The organism is Saccharothrix mutabilis subsp. mutabilis, from assembly GCF_039521145.1.
GTDB lineage: Bacteria > Actinomycetota > Actinomycetes > Mycobacteriales > Pseudonocardiaceae > Actinosynnema > Actinosynnema mutabilis.
In genome coordinates this window covers 178,411-192,662 of the sequence record NZ_BAAABU010000012.1, presented here as the reverse complement: position 1 = coordinate 192,662, position 14,252 = coordinate 178,411, and the positions used below count along the sequence as shown (strand labels likewise).

At 71.6% G+C, this 14,252-nt stretch carries 14 protein-coding genes; 7 read left to right on the top strand and 7 right to left on the bottom strand.

The annotated features are described in order from the left end of the window. Positions 1-124: 124 nt before the first annotated feature. Together ABD126_RS24730 and ABD126_RS24725 are read left to right on the top strand one after the other, a co-directional pair. Complete coding sequence (locus tag ABD126_RS24730) at positions 125-1,459, top strand: RNA polymerase sigma factor (RefSeq protein ID WP_425542877.1); 1,335 nt, start codon at positions 125-127, stop codon at positions 1,457-1,459. 672 nt (positions 1,460-2,131) lie between these two features. Beyond that, the gene (locus ABD126_RS24725) at positions 2,132-2,311 is read left to right on the top strand and encodes a DUF7455 domain-containing protein (protein WP_015800348.1); all 180 of its coding nucleotides are present in this window, start codon (positions 2,132-2,134) and stop codon (positions 2,309-2,311) included. A gap of 108 nt (positions 2,312-2,419) precedes the next feature. Here the strand turns inward: ABD126_RS24725 and ABD126_RS24720 are convergent, their stop codons facing one another. The 5 genes from ABD126_RS24720 to ABD126_RS24700 form a co-directional block, all read right to left on the bottom strand. Further along, complete coding sequence (locus ABD126_RS24720; protein WP_343936280.1) at positions 2,420-3,592, bottom strand: ROK family protein; 1,173 nt, start codon at positions 3,590-3,592, stop codon at positions 2,420-2,422. Between the two features lies 1 nt (position 3,593). Further along, on the bottom strand, positions 3,594-5,033 hold the full coding sequence (locus ABD126_RS24715; RefSeq protein ID WP_343936279.1) for a sugar ABC transporter permease: 1,440 nt from the start codon (positions 5,031-5,033) through the stop codon (positions 3,594-3,596). Positions 5,034-5,043: 10 nt separating this feature from the next. Beyond that, positions 5,044-5,817, bottom strand: coding sequence for an ATP-binding cassette domain-containing protein (locus ABD126_RS24710; RefSeq protein ID WP_343936278.1), 774 nt, complete (start codon positions 5,815-5,817; stop codon positions 5,044-5,046). A gap of 74 nt (positions 5,818-5,891) precedes the next feature. Next, entirely contained in the window at positions 5,892-7,025 is a 1,134-nt protein-coding gene (locus tag ABD126_RS24705) for a sugar ABC transporter substrate-binding protein (protein ID WP_343936277.1), read from the bottom strand. 546 nt (positions 7,026-7,571) lie between these two features. Then, positions 7,572-9,290: a DEAD/DEAH box helicase gene (locus ABD126_RS24700; RefSeq protein ID WP_343936276.1), complete on the bottom strand. Its 1,719-nt coding sequence runs from the start codon at positions 9,288-9,290 to the stop codon at positions 7,572-7,574. Positions 9,291-9,438: 148 nt separating this feature from the next. On the opposite strand from ABD126_RS24700, the gene ABD126_RS24695 reads away from it, so the two are divergent. The 3 genes from ABD126_RS24695 to ABD126_RS24685 all read left to right on the top strand — a co-directional run bounded on the left by ABD126_RS24695 (position 9,439) and on the right by ABD126_RS24685 (position 11,802). Beyond that, positions 9,439-10,506 carry a YihY/virulence factor BrkB family protein gene (locus tag ABD126_RS24695; RefSeq protein ID WP_425542876.1) on the top strand — a complete coding sequence of 356 codons (1,068 nt, stop codon included), beginning with the start codon at positions 9,439-9,441 and terminating at the stop codon, positions 10,504-10,506. A 10-nt stretch (positions 10,507-10,516) separates the two neighbouring features. Further along, the gene (locus tag ABD126_RS24690) at positions 10,517-11,347 is read left to right on the top strand and encodes a LysR family transcriptional regulator (RefSeq protein WP_343936274.1); all 831 of its coding nucleotides are present in this window, start codon (positions 10,517-10,519) and stop codon (positions 11,345-11,347) included. Positions 11,348-11,499: 152 nt separating this feature from the next. Next, on the top strand, positions 11,500-11,802 hold the full coding sequence (locus tag ABD126_RS24685; RefSeq protein WP_343936273.1) for a DUF6506 family protein: 303 nt from the start codon (positions 11,500-11,502) through the stop codon (positions 11,800-11,802). A 1-nt stretch (position 11,803) separates the two neighbouring features. On the opposite strand, the gene ABD126_RS24680 is transcribed toward ABD126_RS24685, so the two are convergent. Beyond that, positions 11,804-12,052, bottom strand: a complete 249-nt coding sequence (locus ABD126_RS24680) for a DUF3039 domain-containing protein (RefSeq protein WP_309113749.1) — start codon at positions 12,050-12,052, stop codon at positions 11,804-11,806. A gap of 31 nt (positions 12,053-12,083) precedes the next feature. On the opposite strand from ABD126_RS24680, the gene ABD126_RS24675 reads away from it, so the two are divergent. Then, positions 12,084-12,989: a pseudouridine-5'-phosphate glycosidase gene (locus tag ABD126_RS24675; protein WP_343936272.1), complete on the top strand. Its 906-nt coding sequence runs from the start codon at positions 12,084-12,086 to the stop codon at positions 12,987-12,989. Continuing rightward, complete coding sequence (locus ABD126_RS24670) at positions 12,986-13,894, top strand: carbohydrate kinase family protein (RefSeq protein ID WP_343936271.1); 909 nt, start codon at positions 12,986-12,988, stop codon at positions 13,892-13,894. The genes ABD126_RS24675 and ABD126_RS24670 overlap by 4 nt, the downstream gene beginning before the upstream one ends. On the opposite strand, the gene ABD126_RS24665 is transcribed toward ABD126_RS24670, so the two are convergent. Next, positions 13,876-14,190 (bottom strand): DUF3099 domain-containing protein, encoded by a 315-nt coding sequence (locus ABD126_RS24665; protein ID WP_343936270.1) that lies wholly within the window; start codon positions 14,188-14,190, stop codon positions 13,876-13,878. The genes ABD126_RS24670 and ABD126_RS24665 overlap by 19 nt on opposite strands. Positions 14,191-14,252: the final 62 nt, after the last annotated feature.

Here is a 14,252-nt window from a genome sequence, read left to right as displayed (position 1 = left end):
GATGCGGGTGATGCGCATCTGCGCGCGATTCTCGTCGTTACAATGGAACGGTGCCCCGCCGACGAACATCCGGCGGGCTCTCCCCCGTACTCCGGCGACCGAGGTTCGCGCCCTTCGGTTTGCCTTGATCGACAGTCGCGAAAGGGCGTACGTGGCAGCCGCGAAGACGACTCAGGCAGCTAAGGCTGACGCCGAGGAGACGCCCAAGGCCACCTCGGCGAGGAAGGCCCCGGCCAAGAAGCCGGCGGCGAAGACCGCCGCGGCGGGAAAGACGGCCACGCGGGCACCGCGCAAGACGGCCGCCAAGGCCGGTGCCGCCGCGCCGGCGAAGGCGAAGAAGCCCGGCGAGGGCGACGAGCCCGAAGACCTCGAAGCCCTGCCGGGTGACGAGGACCTGGTCGACGACGTCGAACTGATCGACGAGCCCGTCGAGGAGGAGCCGGCCGAGGAGGAGGCCAAGCCGGGCGAGGGCGACTTCGTCTGGGACGAGGAGGAGTCCGAGGCCCTGCGGCAGGCCCGCAAGGACGCCGAACTCACCGCGTCGGCGGACTCCGTCCGCGCCTACCTCAAGCAGATCGGCAAGGTCGCCCTGCTCAACGCGGAGGAGGAGGTCGAGCTCGCCAAGCGCATCGAGGCCGGCCTCTACGCCGCCGAGCGGGTCCGCCGCGCCGAGGAGGAGAGCGAGAAGCTCACCCCGCAGCTGCGCCGCGACCTGCGGTGGATCGTGCGGGACGGCGAGCGCGCCAAGAACCACCTGCTGGAGGCCAACCTCCGCCTGGTGGTGTCGCTGGCCAAGCGCTACACCGGCCGCGGCATGGCGTTCCTCGACCTGATCCAGGAGGGCAACCTGGGTCTGATCCGCGCGGTCGAGAAGTTCGACTACACCAAGGGCTACAAGTTCTCGACCTACGCGACGTGGTGGATCCGCCAGGCCATCACCCGCGCGATGGCCGACCAGGCCCGCACCATCCGCATCCCGGTGCACATGGTCGAGGTCATCAACAAGCTCGGCCGCATCCAGCGCGAGCTGCTCCAGGACCTGGGCCGCGAGCCCACGCCGGAGGAGCTGGCCAAGGAAATGGACATCACCCCGGAGAAGGTGCTGGAGATCCAGCAGTACGCCCGGGAGCCCATCTCGCTGGACCAGACGATCGGCGACGAGGGCGACAGCCAGCTCGGTGACTTCATCGAGGACTCGGAGGCCGTGGTGGCCGTGGACGCGGTGTCGTTCACGCTGCTGCAGGACCAGCTCCAGTCCGTGCTGGCGACGCTGTCCGAGCGCGAGGCGGGCGTGGTCCGGCTGCGCTTCGGCCTGACCGACGGCCAGCCGCGCACGCTGGACGAGATCGGCCAGGTCTACGGGGTGACGCGGGAGCGCATCCGGCAGATCGAGTCGAAGACGATGTCGAAGCTCCGCCACCCGTCGCGCTCGCAGGTGCTGCGCGACTACCTGGACTGAGCTTCCGCGACACGGCGAACGCCGGTGGCCCTCAAGGGGTCGCCGGCGTTTCGTTCGAGGGGACTCGCGCGCGTTCGGGTGGTTGCGGCGACGGGCGGCCGGCGCGGTTGTGGCGTTCGACAGCGCGGCGGGACATCGGCGGCGGCGCGGCGATGCGGCGGCCTGGCGCGACGGCGGCGTGTGGCGGCGGCGTGTGGCGGCGGCGGTGTGGTGGCGGCCATCCGCGCGGTGCGGAGCGGGTGCGTTGGGGGCCGTTCCGGCGTTGGTTGACGGCCGGTGAATCGGACACCGGGCGTCCGGATCGTGGAATACCAGGCTCTGTTCGCTCTCGGCTGACCAAAGTGTTACCCGTCACAGCCAGGAGCATTCCGGGCCCACCGTTCGGAGCAGCGCACGTGCGTCCGTTGCCGTATTCGCAGGTCCGAAAGCGTTGGCGCGACAGCGGAACGTGAGCGGTTCCCGTGGCGAACCGGTGGAAGTGCCGCGTTCGAACGTCCTGGTGTCCGGGTAAATGACGAGTGACGCGGGTCGCCACGACCTCGGGAACACTGACTTACGCCCGTGCGTCTGCAAGAGTGGAAGCAGCGAACACGACGCACCCGCCAGATGCGGAGTGGTCGCAGCTAGGTGTGAGGGCACCGAACCACGGTGCCGGGACGGAGGGAGATTTCCATGACTACCACGCTCACCCGCCCCGCTTTGACCGCTGCCGACCGCTGCGACCGCTGCGGGGCTGCTGCCCAGGTGCGCGCCGTGCTCCCGTCCGGGGGCGAGTTGCTGTTCTGCGGGCACCACGCCCGCGAGCACAGCACGAAGCTGCGCGAACTCGCTGCTGAACTGCAGCAGGGCTGATCACGGCGGGCCCGCGGCCCGCCAGCACCCTAGCCGTCCGGGGCGGGGATCCGATCAACGGATCCCCGCCCCCCTGCATTTCGGCGAACCGACACACCCGACCCCGGGTCAGACCTCGGACAGGACGGGCTCGAAGGCCAGCTCGGCGGCGCCCAGCAGCTTCGCGTCCCGGCCCAGCGGCGACGACAGGATGCGGGTCCCGCCGACGGCTCGGCTGACCAGGGAGCGCTTCTGCACCACCCCGCGCACCTCGTCCACCACCTGGTCGGGCAGCGCGGTGAACAGGTCGCCCAGGACCACCAGTTCCGGCCCCAGCATGTTGACCACCGTGACCAGCCCCATGGCCAGCCACTCGGTGAACTCGCCCAACCGGTGCGCCACGGCCTCCGGCGACGCCGCCAACGACCGCAGCTCCGCCACCACGGCACCGCGCGGCGCGTCCTCGGGCAGCGCCAGCGCCCGGCACAGCGCCGCCTCCCCCACCTCGGTCTCCCAGCACCCCTGGCAGCCGCAGTAGCACCGCCGACCGCCGGGCCGCACGACCATGTGCCCCAGCTCGCCGACGTACCCGCCGGTGCCCCGCAACGGCATCCCGGACGAGATCACGCCGCCGCCGACACCCACGTCCGCGGAGATGTAGACCATGTCCGACGACCCGCGGGCCGCGCCGCGCACGTGCTCGGCCAGCGCCCCCAGCTCGGCGTCGTTGCCGACCTGGACGGGCACCTTCAGCACCGCCGACAGCCGCGACCCCAGGGCCACGTCCGTCCAGTGCAGGTTGGGGGCCTCGTGCACGAGACCGTCCGACCGCCGCACCACACCCGGCACGGACACGCCCACCCCGACCGGCGCCACGTCCAGCTCGTCGGCCAGCAGCTTGGCGGAGTCGGCGATGTGCGTGATCACCTCGCCGGGGTCGCGGGACCGGTGGTGCAGGTTCCACGAGTCGCGCCCGAGGATGTCGCCGCCCAGCCCGACGAACGCCATCGCCACCTGCTCGACGCGGACGTCGATGGCCATCACGACCGCGGCGTGCGGTTGCGGCAGCACCAGCAGTGACGGCCGCCCGGCGCCGGAGCGCTGGGCGGGGACGCGTTCGGCCACCACACCGGACTCGGCCAGCCCGTCCACCAGGGCCTTGATCGTGCTGCGGTTGAGCCCGAGCTCGGCCGCGAGCGACGCCCTGGTGGACGGTCCGTCCACGTGCAGCTTGCGCAACAGCGCGGTGCGGTTGTGCCTGCGGACCTCGTCGGGCCGGGCACCGGCGGTGGGGGTGGTCACGTCAGCGCGGGGCCACCGCCGCCCGGCGACGGGACAGCGCGTCGACGCTGGCGGCCAGCAGCAGCACCAAGCCGGTCACGATGAACACGACGGCGGCGGGCTGCTTGAGCAGGCCCATGCCGTTGTTGATGGTCGCGATCACGGCCGCGCCGATCACCGCGTCCCGCATCCGGCCCTTGCCGCCGAACAGCGAGGTGCCGCCGATGACGGCCGCGCCGACCGAGAGCAGCAGCGTGTTGCCGGCGCCGGCGTTGGGGTCCACCGAGCCGACCTTGGACGAGTACACGATCGCGCCGATCGCCGCCGCGGAGGAGCAGATCACGAACACGCTCATGCGGATCTGGGCGACGTTGATGCCGGCCCGGTTCGCGGCTTCCTTGTTGCCGCCCACGGCGTAGACGTGCCGGCCGTAGCGGGTGCGCTCCAGGACGAACGTGCCGATCACCAGCAGCACCAGCACGATGGGCACCACGTACGGCACACCCGTGATCACCACGAGCGGCGACGCGGACCGGTTGAGCGTCAGCAGGTAGGTGCCGACCGCGCCGAGCACCACGACCGCGCCGACCTTGGTCAGCACCAGCGGGGTGGGGGGAGCGACCAGACCCTTGCGCAGCCTGGAGAAATGCCTGCCGAGCACGACGGCAGCATAACCGCCGACCGCGATCGCGAAGAGCGCCCAGGAACCGGCGGTGGACAGGTTGCCGTTGGCGACCTTGAACATCACCTCGTTGTTCAGGCCCAGCACGCCGCCCTGGCCGATGAGTTGCAGCACGACGCCGCTCCACATCAGGAACAGCGCCAGCGTCACCACGAACGACGGGATGCCGACCTTGGCGACCAGGAAGCCGGTGATGCAGCCGATGGCCGTGCCGACGCAGATCGCGAGCAGCATCTCGACCCACGGGTTGACGGGCACGCCGATCGCGGCGATGACCAGCGCGACCGCGGACAGGGCCGCGCCGGCCCAGATCCGCATCAGCACGGCGAGCACCACGGCCAGCGCCAGCACGCCGCAGAAGACGAAGAAGACGGTGTCGCCCATGCCGCCCAGCAGGTTGCCGCCCTTGTTCAGGTGCAGCGCCATGACCGCGGCGCACACGCCGGACGCGGTGCCCGCGGACAGGTCGATCTCGCCCAGCAGCAGCACGAACACCAGGCCCATGGCGATGATCGTGATGCTCGCGCCCTGCGCGAGGAGGTTCGCGATGTTGCCGAGGGTGAAGAACGTGTCGGCGAGCGAGCTGAACACGATCAGCAGCACGAACAGGCCGAGGAGGGCGGGCAGCGGGCCCAGTTCGCCGCCGCGCAGCCGCGCGCCGTAGTCGCGCACCGCCTCGCCGGTCGAGCGGGACGTGGTGTCGATGCCGAAGTCCGAGATCGCGCCCGGGGCCGGGGGCGGGGTGTCCTGGGACGACGTCTCGCTGGTGGTGTTGGTCATGCCGGGGTCCTCAGATGGTGGCGGATTCGGGGCGGGCGATGCCGAGGTCGCCGGAACGACCCGCGGTGATCAGCTCCACGACCTGGCCGTGGGTGACGTCCTTGGTGTGCACCTCGGCGGCCATGCGGCCGAGGTAGAGGCACGCGATGCGGTCCGCGACCTCGAAGACGTCGTTCATGTTGTGGCTGATCAGGACGACGCCGAGGCCCTGTTCGGCGAGCCTGCGCACGAGGTCGAGCACCTGCCGGGTCTGGGCGACGCCGAGGGCGGCGGTCGGCTCGTCCAGCAGGACGACCTTGCTGTTCCAGAGCACGGCCTTGGCGATCGCGACGGTCTGCCGCTGGCCGCCGGACAGCGAGGCGACCTGGGTGCGCACGGACTTGACCGTGCGGACGCTCAGCGAGGTCAGGGTCTTGCGGGCGGCCTGCTCCATGTCGGCCTCGTCGAGCAGGCCGGCCTTGCCGCGCTCGCGGCCGAGGAACATGTTCTGGACGATGTCGAGGTTGTCGCACAGCGCGAGGTCCTGGTAGACGACCTCGATGCCGAGGGCGGCGGCGTCGCGCGGCCCGTGGATGTGGACGGGCTGCCCTTCGAAGAGCACCTCGCCGGAGTCGATCGGGTGGATGCCCGCGATGCACTTGACCAGCGTCGACTTGCCCGCGCCGTTGTCGCCGACCAGCGCGGTCACCTCACCGGGCTGGACGGTGAAGTCGATGTCGTGCAGGACGTGCACGGGGCCGAAGCTCTTGTTCACGCCGCGCAGTTCGAGGATCGGCTCAGTCACTTGAGGTCTCCTGGGGTGAGTGCGCGCCGGTGCGGGGTGTGGTGAGGCCACACCCCGCATCGGCGAGCGCTGGATTACTTGATGCCCAGCTCGGTGCAGGCGGCCTGGGTGTCGGCGACGCAGATCTCCGAGGCCTTGACGAAGCCCGCGTCCACGACGGTCTTCACCTTGTCCTTGGTGATCAGCTGCGCGGTCAGCAGCACCGACTTGACGTCCCGGTTGCCCTTGGTGTCCTTGGTGACGCCGGTGGCGAGCTTGTCGGCGGCGGCGGTGTCGCCCTTGGCCAGCGCGGCGGCCAGCTTGGCGGCGGCCTGGGCCTCCTCGGCGATCGGCTTGAAGACGGTCATGTACTGGTCGCCGCGCAGGACGGCCTGCAGGCCCTCCGGGGTGGCGTCCTGGCCGGTGACCGGGACCTTGCCGTTGAGGCCGTACTTCTTCAGCACGGTGATGACGGCGCCGGCGAGGCCGTCGTTGGCGGCGACGACGCCGTCGACCTTCTGGCCGTTGCCGGTCAGGATCTGCTCGAAGGTGGTGCCGCCCTTCTGGTTGTCCCAGCCCTCGATGGGCTGCGACTGGACCAGCTTGTAGTCGCCGGACTCGTACTTGGGCTTGAGGACCTTCTGCTGGCCCTCGTGGAACAGGGTCGCGTTGTTGTCGGTCGGGGCGCCCTCGATCTCGATGACCTCGGCCGGCTTCTTGCCCGGGGCGAGCTTGGCGAGGCCCTCGACGAGGCCCTGGCCCTGCAACTCGCCGACCTTCACGTTGTCGAAGGAGACGTAGTACTTCGAGCTGCCGCCCAGGTTGAGCCGGTCGTAGTCGATGACGGCGATGCCCTGCGCCTCGGCCTTCTTCGCGACCGCCGCGCCGATTTCGCTGTTCGGGGTGGCGATGATCAGGACCTTGACGCCGGCGTTGATCATGCCGTCCGCCAGGGTCGAGAACTTCTGCACGTCACCCTGGGCGTTCTGGATGTCGGGCGTCAGACCTTCGTCCTTGAGGGCCTTCTCCAGGAGCGGCTTGTCGAAGCCCTCCCAGCGTGCGGAGGTGGCGGTTTCGGGGAGGATGACGCCGACCTTCGCGCCGCCCGAGCCGCTGTCAGTGTTCGTGCCCGTGGTGGTGCCACCGCCGGACGTGTTGGCGCCGCACGCCGTCATGGCAACGGCGAGGCCAGTGCCGACGGCGATGAGGGCGAGGCTCTTGCTGCGCATCCGCATCCCTTTCAGAGCTACGCGGGAAATGTTGTGGCGCACAACGTATGCCGGGACAGGCGGTGACCGGAAGCACACTTGACCGATAAAGTAGGCACGATGAGCTAACGACGAGGTAACCGAACGGACATCTGCCTACTCCGGATGCAGTAGTCGGTTACGACCGGTCACCTGAGGGGTTACGTGGGGTTTGTTGCGAGCCACTGCGAATGGCCGGGCCAACACGGGCTCCAGCAGCCTCGCTCCAGCCTCCGCCACAACCACCACAACCCTCGCCACAACCACCACCGGCCGGCCGGCCGGAGGCCACGCCGAGCCACTCCGCAGGCTGGGGATTGGCGGCGGCCGGGGCGAGGGCGGCGAGGCTGAGCAGGCGAAATCGCGGCGGCTCGACGAGCGGAGGCTGGGCGGGCGCGGCGCGACACAACCGGGCGCGACACAGCCGGCGCAGCTCGCCGCGGCACAGCCCGGCGCGGCTGGGTGGCGAAACTGGCGAACAGTCCGATGAGCGGGGGCAGGGCCAGGTGCGCAGCTGCTGCCAGGGCGTCACCAGGAGCGCAGAGTGGCGATCCGCTCTTCCAGCTGCTCGATCGAAGCCATGGCCGTGGGCGGCCCGCCGCAGTACTCGCGCAGCTGGTTGTGGATCTTCCCGTGCGGCTTCTTGGTGCGGTGGTGGTGCATCGCGACCAGGGTGTTCAGTTCCTTGCGCAGGGCGGCCAACCGCTCCTGCACGCTCGCCGGCCGCGCGGCCGGGGCGGGAGCGGACACCGGTGCGGAGGCGGCCTTGCGGCTGGCCTCGACCAGTTGCTTCTCCTGGCGTTGCCGCAGCAGGGCGCGCACCTGGTCGGGCTCCAACAGGCCCGGCAGACCCAGGTACTCCTGCTCCTCCTCGCTGCCCGCGAACGCCGCCGTCCCGAACGACGACCCGTCGTAGATCACCTGGTCCAGCTCGGCCGACGCGCCCAGCGCCGTGTACGCGCGCTCCTCCTCGCCCGGCTCGTCCTGGACCTGGTTGGCCTGCGACAGCAGCTCGTCGTCCCAGCCGTCCTTCTCCCGGTGCGGCTTGCCCAGGACGTGGTCGCGTTGCTGCTCCAGCTCGCTGGCCAACCCCAGCAGCACCGGCACGCTGGGCAGGAACACGCTCGCCGTCTCGCCCTTGGCCCTCGCCCGCACGAAACGGCCGATCGCCTGCGCGAAGAACAGCGGCGTGGAGGCGCTGGTCGCGTACACGCCCACCGCCAAGCGCGGCACGTCCACGCCCTCGGACACCATCCGGACCGCGATCATCCACCGGTCCGTCGACTCCGAGAACTCGGCGATCCGCCCCGACGCCTTCGGGTCGTCGGACAGCACCAGCGTCGCGTCGTGGCCCGTGGTCCGCTTCAGGATCTCCGCGTACGCCTTCGCCACCGTCTGGTCGGTCGCGATCACCAGCCCACCGGCGTCGGGCATGCCGCCCTCGCGCAACTGGGTCAGCCGCACGTCGGCCGCCTTCAACACCGACGGCATCCACTCGCCGGTCGGGTCCAGCGCCACGCGCCACGCCCGCGCCGTCTGCTCCTGGGTCAGCGGCTCGCCCAACCGGGCGGAGAACTCCTCGCCCGCGCTGGTCCGCCAGCTCGCCTCGCCCGAGTACGCGAGGAAGATCACCGGCCGGACGACGCCGTCCTTGAGCGCGTCCGAGTACCCGTACGAGTGGTCGGACTTGCTGCGCTGCACGCCGTCCGGACCCGGCTCGTAGCTGATGAACGGGATGGGCGAGTCGTCCGACCGGAACGGCGTGCCGGTCAGGCACAGCCGCCGCGTCGCGGGCGTGAACGCCTCCCGGATCGCGTCACCCCACGACTTCGCGTCGCCGCCGTGGTGCACCTCGTCCAGCAGGACCAGGGTCTTGCGGTTCTCCGTGCGCACCCGGTGCAGCGTCGGGTGCGCCGCGACCTGCGCGTACGTCACCGCCACGCCGTGGTAGTCGCGGGAGGTCACCGCGTTGGTGTTGCGGAAGTTCGAGTCGATCGCGATGCCCACGGCCGCCGCCGCCTGCGCCCACTGGTGCTTGAGGTGCTCGGTCGGCGCGACGATCGTCACCGCCTCGACCGTGCGGTCGGCGAGCAGCTCGGCCGCGACGCGCAGCCCGAACGTGGTCTTGCCGGCGCCCGGCGTCGCGACGGCGAGGAAGTCCTTCGGCCCGGCCGCGAGGTACTTGGTCAGGGCGCGCCGCTGCCAGGCGCGGAGCGGGCGGGTCGTGGCGACTTGCGGTAGCGACAACCTCTGAACCCCTCCTGCGCCCCGGTGAACATGCGAATGCCCTCGGGTGGATGACCGTCGAGGGCACCGACAGCTTACCTGCCGGCCCGGCGACACCTCGGCTCCGATGCCGCGAAATCACCCGCGATGCACCATGCTTGACCCTGCGATGGGTTCGCCGACTGACGAGACGGCACGCAGCAGGCCCCGGAAGGGACCACTGCGGCTGTTGGCGCGCACGCTGGCCAAGGCCTGGGAGGGCAGCATCTTCTCCGAGGCCGCCGAGGCGGCGTTCTGGCAGATCCTGTCCTTCCCGCCGCTGCTGCTGGGCCTGCTCGGCTCGATGGGCTACCTCGGCGACTGGCTGGGCCCCGAGGTGGTCAGCGCGGTCAAGGACCGGATCATCTCGACCTGCCGGACGATCTTCAGCCAGGACGTCGTCAACGACGTGATCGCGCCCACGGTCGACCAGATCCTGACCATCGGCAAGGGCGAGATCGTGTCGGTGGGCTTCCTGATCTCGCTGTGGGCGGGCTCGTCGGCGATGTCGTCGTTCGTGGACGCCATCACCGCCGCGCACGACCAGTACGGCGTGCGCAACGAGGTGTGGCAGCGGATCTTCGCGCTCCTGCTCTACATGGCGAGCCTGGTCCTGCTGATCGTCGGGCTGCCGGTGCTGGCGCTGGGCCCGGACCTGCTGCCGGAGATCTTCCCGAGCGGGTGGCGCGCCACCATCGAGTTCTGGCTGAGCGCCTTCTACTACCCCGCCGCCGCGGTGTTGCTGGTCGTGGCGTTGGCGACGCTCTACAAGGTGTCGCTGCCCAACAAGCTGCCGTGGCACCGGTTGCTGCCGGGCGCGGTGCTGGCGATGGCGGTGTTCCTGCTGTCGTCCATCGGCCTGCGCCTCTACATCCGGTGGATCACCACGACCGGCTACACCTACGGCGCGCTGGCCACGCCCATCGCGTTCCTGCTGTTCGCGTTCTTCATCGGCCTGGCGATCACCATCGGCGCGTACTTCAACAGCGCCATCCAGGAGATGTGGCCCGCGAAGATGACCCGTCGCCAGCGCCGGCGGTGGCGGCGGTTGGAGCTGGAACGGGCCGCCGAACGCATCCGGTCCGACGAGGGCAAGCGGGCCTGGCGGCCGGCGGAGCGCAACGGCGAGCTGGGCACCGCCCCGTCGCCGGCGGACACGACGAAGACCGAACGCCTGCCGGTGGAGCGCAAACCGTAGGGTGCGGTCCGTGGACCTTCGCCGCCTGCGGTACCTGTGCGCGGTGGTCGAGGAACGGCACCTCACCCGCGCCGCCGAACGCCTGGGCGTCCGCGCGTCGTCGCTGAGCCAGCAGATCATCGCGTTGGAGCGCGAGCTGGACGTCACCCTGTTCACCCGCACCCCGGCCGGCATGACGCCCACCGCCGCCGCGCTGACCCTGCTCCCCCACGCCCGCCGCCTGCTCGACGCCGCCGACCTCGCCGTGCGGGCCGTCCGGGACACCGCGGACCGGCCGCTGCGGATCGGGGTGACGCCGGGCGCGCCGCCGGCGGTCCTGCCCGCGCTGCACGCGGCCGAGACCGTGGAGTTGCTGGACCTCCAGGCGGCGCGGCAGCTGGAGCGGGTGCGCGGCGGCGGGCTGGACGCCGGGCTGATCGCGCTGCCCGAGGCGGTGGACGGCCTGCGGACCGCGGTGGTGAGCGACGCCGCGCTGGGCGTGCTGGTCGCCGACACCCACCCGCTGGCGGGGTGCGACGAGGTCGAGTGGGCCGACCTGACCGGCCGTGACCTGCTGCTCTACGACCGCGACCTGGCCCCCGGCTACCACGACGCCCTGCTGGGAGCGTGTGCCGCGCGAGGCTGGCGGCCGACCGTGCGCTCCGGGCCGTCGCGGCGGTCGCTGTTCGTCGCGGAACTGCGCCACGGTGGCGATGCGGTGGCGCTGCGCCCGCGGTGGGACCGGTCCGAGGGCCTGCACTGGGCGGCTCTGCGCTCCGCGCCGCGGGTGAGGCACGCGCTGGTGTGGAGCCCGGCGCACGACCAAGCCGACCGGCTGGCCACGCTCGCCCGGAAGCTGTGACCGCACCCACACCGGGGCCGGCCGCGCACCACGTCGGACCTGGCGCGTCAGGCCGTGCCTGACGCGTGTCAGGCCCGGCCTCGTGGACGCCGCGGTGCGCGCCGGGATTGCCTGGTCACGACCACCCTGGTCAGGACCAACAGGAGGCGATCATGGCACTGCGGCACTGGGGTTTCGTCTATCTCGCCGAAGGCTGCGACCCGGCGCGGGACACGTCCGTGGTGGACACCGGGGCGTGCCGGACCGTCCTGGTCGGCGTGGGACGCGTCGAGCAGGTCGTGGACGCCGCGCGGCGGCTGGTGGACGACGGCGCGGAACTGGTCGAGCTGTGCGGCGCGTTCGGGCCCGTGTGGACGGCGAAGGTCCTCGACGCGGTGGGTGGACGCGTGCCGGTGGGCAGCGTCACCTACGGCGCCGAGGCGACCCGGCAGCTCTACGACCTGTTCGGCGGGTGACCTACTCGCCGCCGCCCTTGGGCAGGCCGTCGAAGATCTTCTTGCAGTCCGGGCACACCGGGGAGCCCGGCTTCGGCGACCGCGTCACCGGGAACACCTCGCCGCACAGCGCCACCACGTGCGTGCCCATGACCGCGCTCTCGGCGATCTTGTTCTTGCGCACGTAGTGGAACATCTTCGGGGTGTCGTCCCCGGTGTGGTCGGTGCCTTCCGGGCGGACGTCGACCTCGGGCAGAGTCTGCGTGCTCACGTCCCCAGCTTACCTGGGAGGATGGCCCCTCGTGAGTACGCCGAGCATCACCGACGAGGTCCGCACCGCCCTGGCCGAGAACCGGCCCGTGGTCGCCCTGGAATCCACCATCCTGTCCCACGGCCTGCCGCCCGGCCGCAACCGCGAGGTCGCCGCGCGCCTGGAGGACGTGGTGCGCGCGGCGGGCGCGGTGCCCGCCACGATCGCGGTGCTGGGCGGGGTGCCCAAGGTCGGCCTGACCGACGCCGAGCTGGACCACGTCTGCGACCCGGCCAACGACCTGGTCAAGCTGTCCCGGCGGGACCTGGGCGCGGCCTACGCGTTGAAGAAGGACGGCGCGACCACCGTCGCCTCGACCTCCGCCATCGCGCGCCAGGCCGGCGTGACGGTGTTCGCCACCGGCGGCCTGGGCGGCGTGCACCGGGGCGCGCGGGAGACCTGGGACGTGTCCGCCGACCTCGACGTGCTGGCCACGACCCCGATCCTGGTGGTGTGCTCGGGCGTGAAGTCGATCCTGGACATCCCGGCCACCCTGGAGCTGCTGGAGACCCGGTCGGTGCCCGTGCTGGGCTACCGGACCGACTCCTTCCCCGCGTTCTACCGGCGCGAGTCCGGCCACGCCGTGCCGTGGCGGGTGGACGCGCCCGAGCAGGCGGCGGCCGTCGTCGCGGCGCACTTCGGGCAGGTCCCGGGCAGCGCGGGCGTGCTGCTGGCCAACCCGATCCCGGCCGAGTTCGAGATGGACCCGGACCTGCACGACCGGCTGCTGCGCGAAGGCCTGGAGAAGACCCGGGACGTGCACGGCAAGGACGTCACGCCGGCGCTGCTGGAGCACTTCCACACCGCCAGCGGCGGCGTGAGCCTGGACGCCAACGAGGCGCTGGTGCTGTCCAACGCGGCCCTGGCCGCCGAGGTCGCCGTGGAGCTGGCGAAGTGACGTCGATCGTCGTCGTCGGGGACGCCGGGCTGGACGTGGTGGCCCGGCACTCCGGCCCGATCGTCCACGGCGGCGACTCGCGCGCCAGGGTCACCATCGAGCCCGGTGGCGCGGGCGCGAACACGGCGGCGTGGTTGGCGGCGTGCGGCGCGACGCCCACGCTGGTCGCCCGGGTGGGCGCGGACCCGGCCGGCCGGCAGGTGCACGCGGAGCTGACCGCGGCGGGCGTGCGGTGCGCGTTCGCCGTGGACACCGAGGCCGCCACCTGCTGCGTCGTGGTCCTGGTGGACGACACCGGGCAGCGCACCATGCTGCCCGACCGGGGCGCGAACGCCCGCTTCTCCCCCGCCGACCTCGACCCCGGGCTGCTGCACGGGGTCAAGCACCTGCACCTGTCCGGGTACGTCCTGCTGGACGCCTCCTCCCGGCCCGCCGGGCTGGCGGTGCTGCGCGCGGCCCGCGAGGCCGGGCTGACCACCTCGGTGGACCCGCAGTCGGCGGCGCTGGTCTACGACGGGTTCCTCGACGACATCGCCGGGGTGGACCTGTTGCTGCCCAACGCCGAGGAGCTGGTCGCGCTCACCGGGTCACCGGAGCCGGCCAGCGCGGTGGAACTGCTGGACGCGGTGGGCGCGGTGGCGCTGACCTCGGGCGCGGACGGCGCGAGCTGGGTGGACCGGCGGGGCGTGCTGTCGGTGCCGGCGCTGGACGTGGAGTGCGTGGACTCGACGGGTGCCGGGGACGCGTTCGACGCGGGGCTGCTCGCGGCGTGGTTGAGCGGCGCGTCCCGGGCGGACTCCCTGGCCGGGGGCGTCCGGGCGGCGGCTTCGGCGGTGTCGAACGTGGGCGCCCAACCGGTGGCGAAGGCGCAACCGGTGGCTGGGGCTCAGCCGTCGATGACCTGATGCCCGCGGGCCTCGATGGCGCGGTGCTCCTTGACGAACCGGTTGGCCTTCTCCGCCTTGCGCGGGGGCCGGTCGTTCGCGATGAGCACCGCCATCCACGGCAGCGGCACGGACAGCACGAGGAACAGCAGCGCGAGCCACCACGTCTGGTAGAAGACCATGGCCAGGACCAGGCACGGGATGCGGGCGCCCATCATGATCGCGTACTTGCGCTTGCGAGCGGCGTGCTGCTCCTCGTAGGAGGGCGCCGCTTCGGTGATCAGCACCGGGGTGCCGTCGCGCTCGTGGTCGACCATGTGTTCCATAGTCCCACTGCTCGGCCTACCGCGACACCGTCAGGGTGGTGTATTCGAGCACG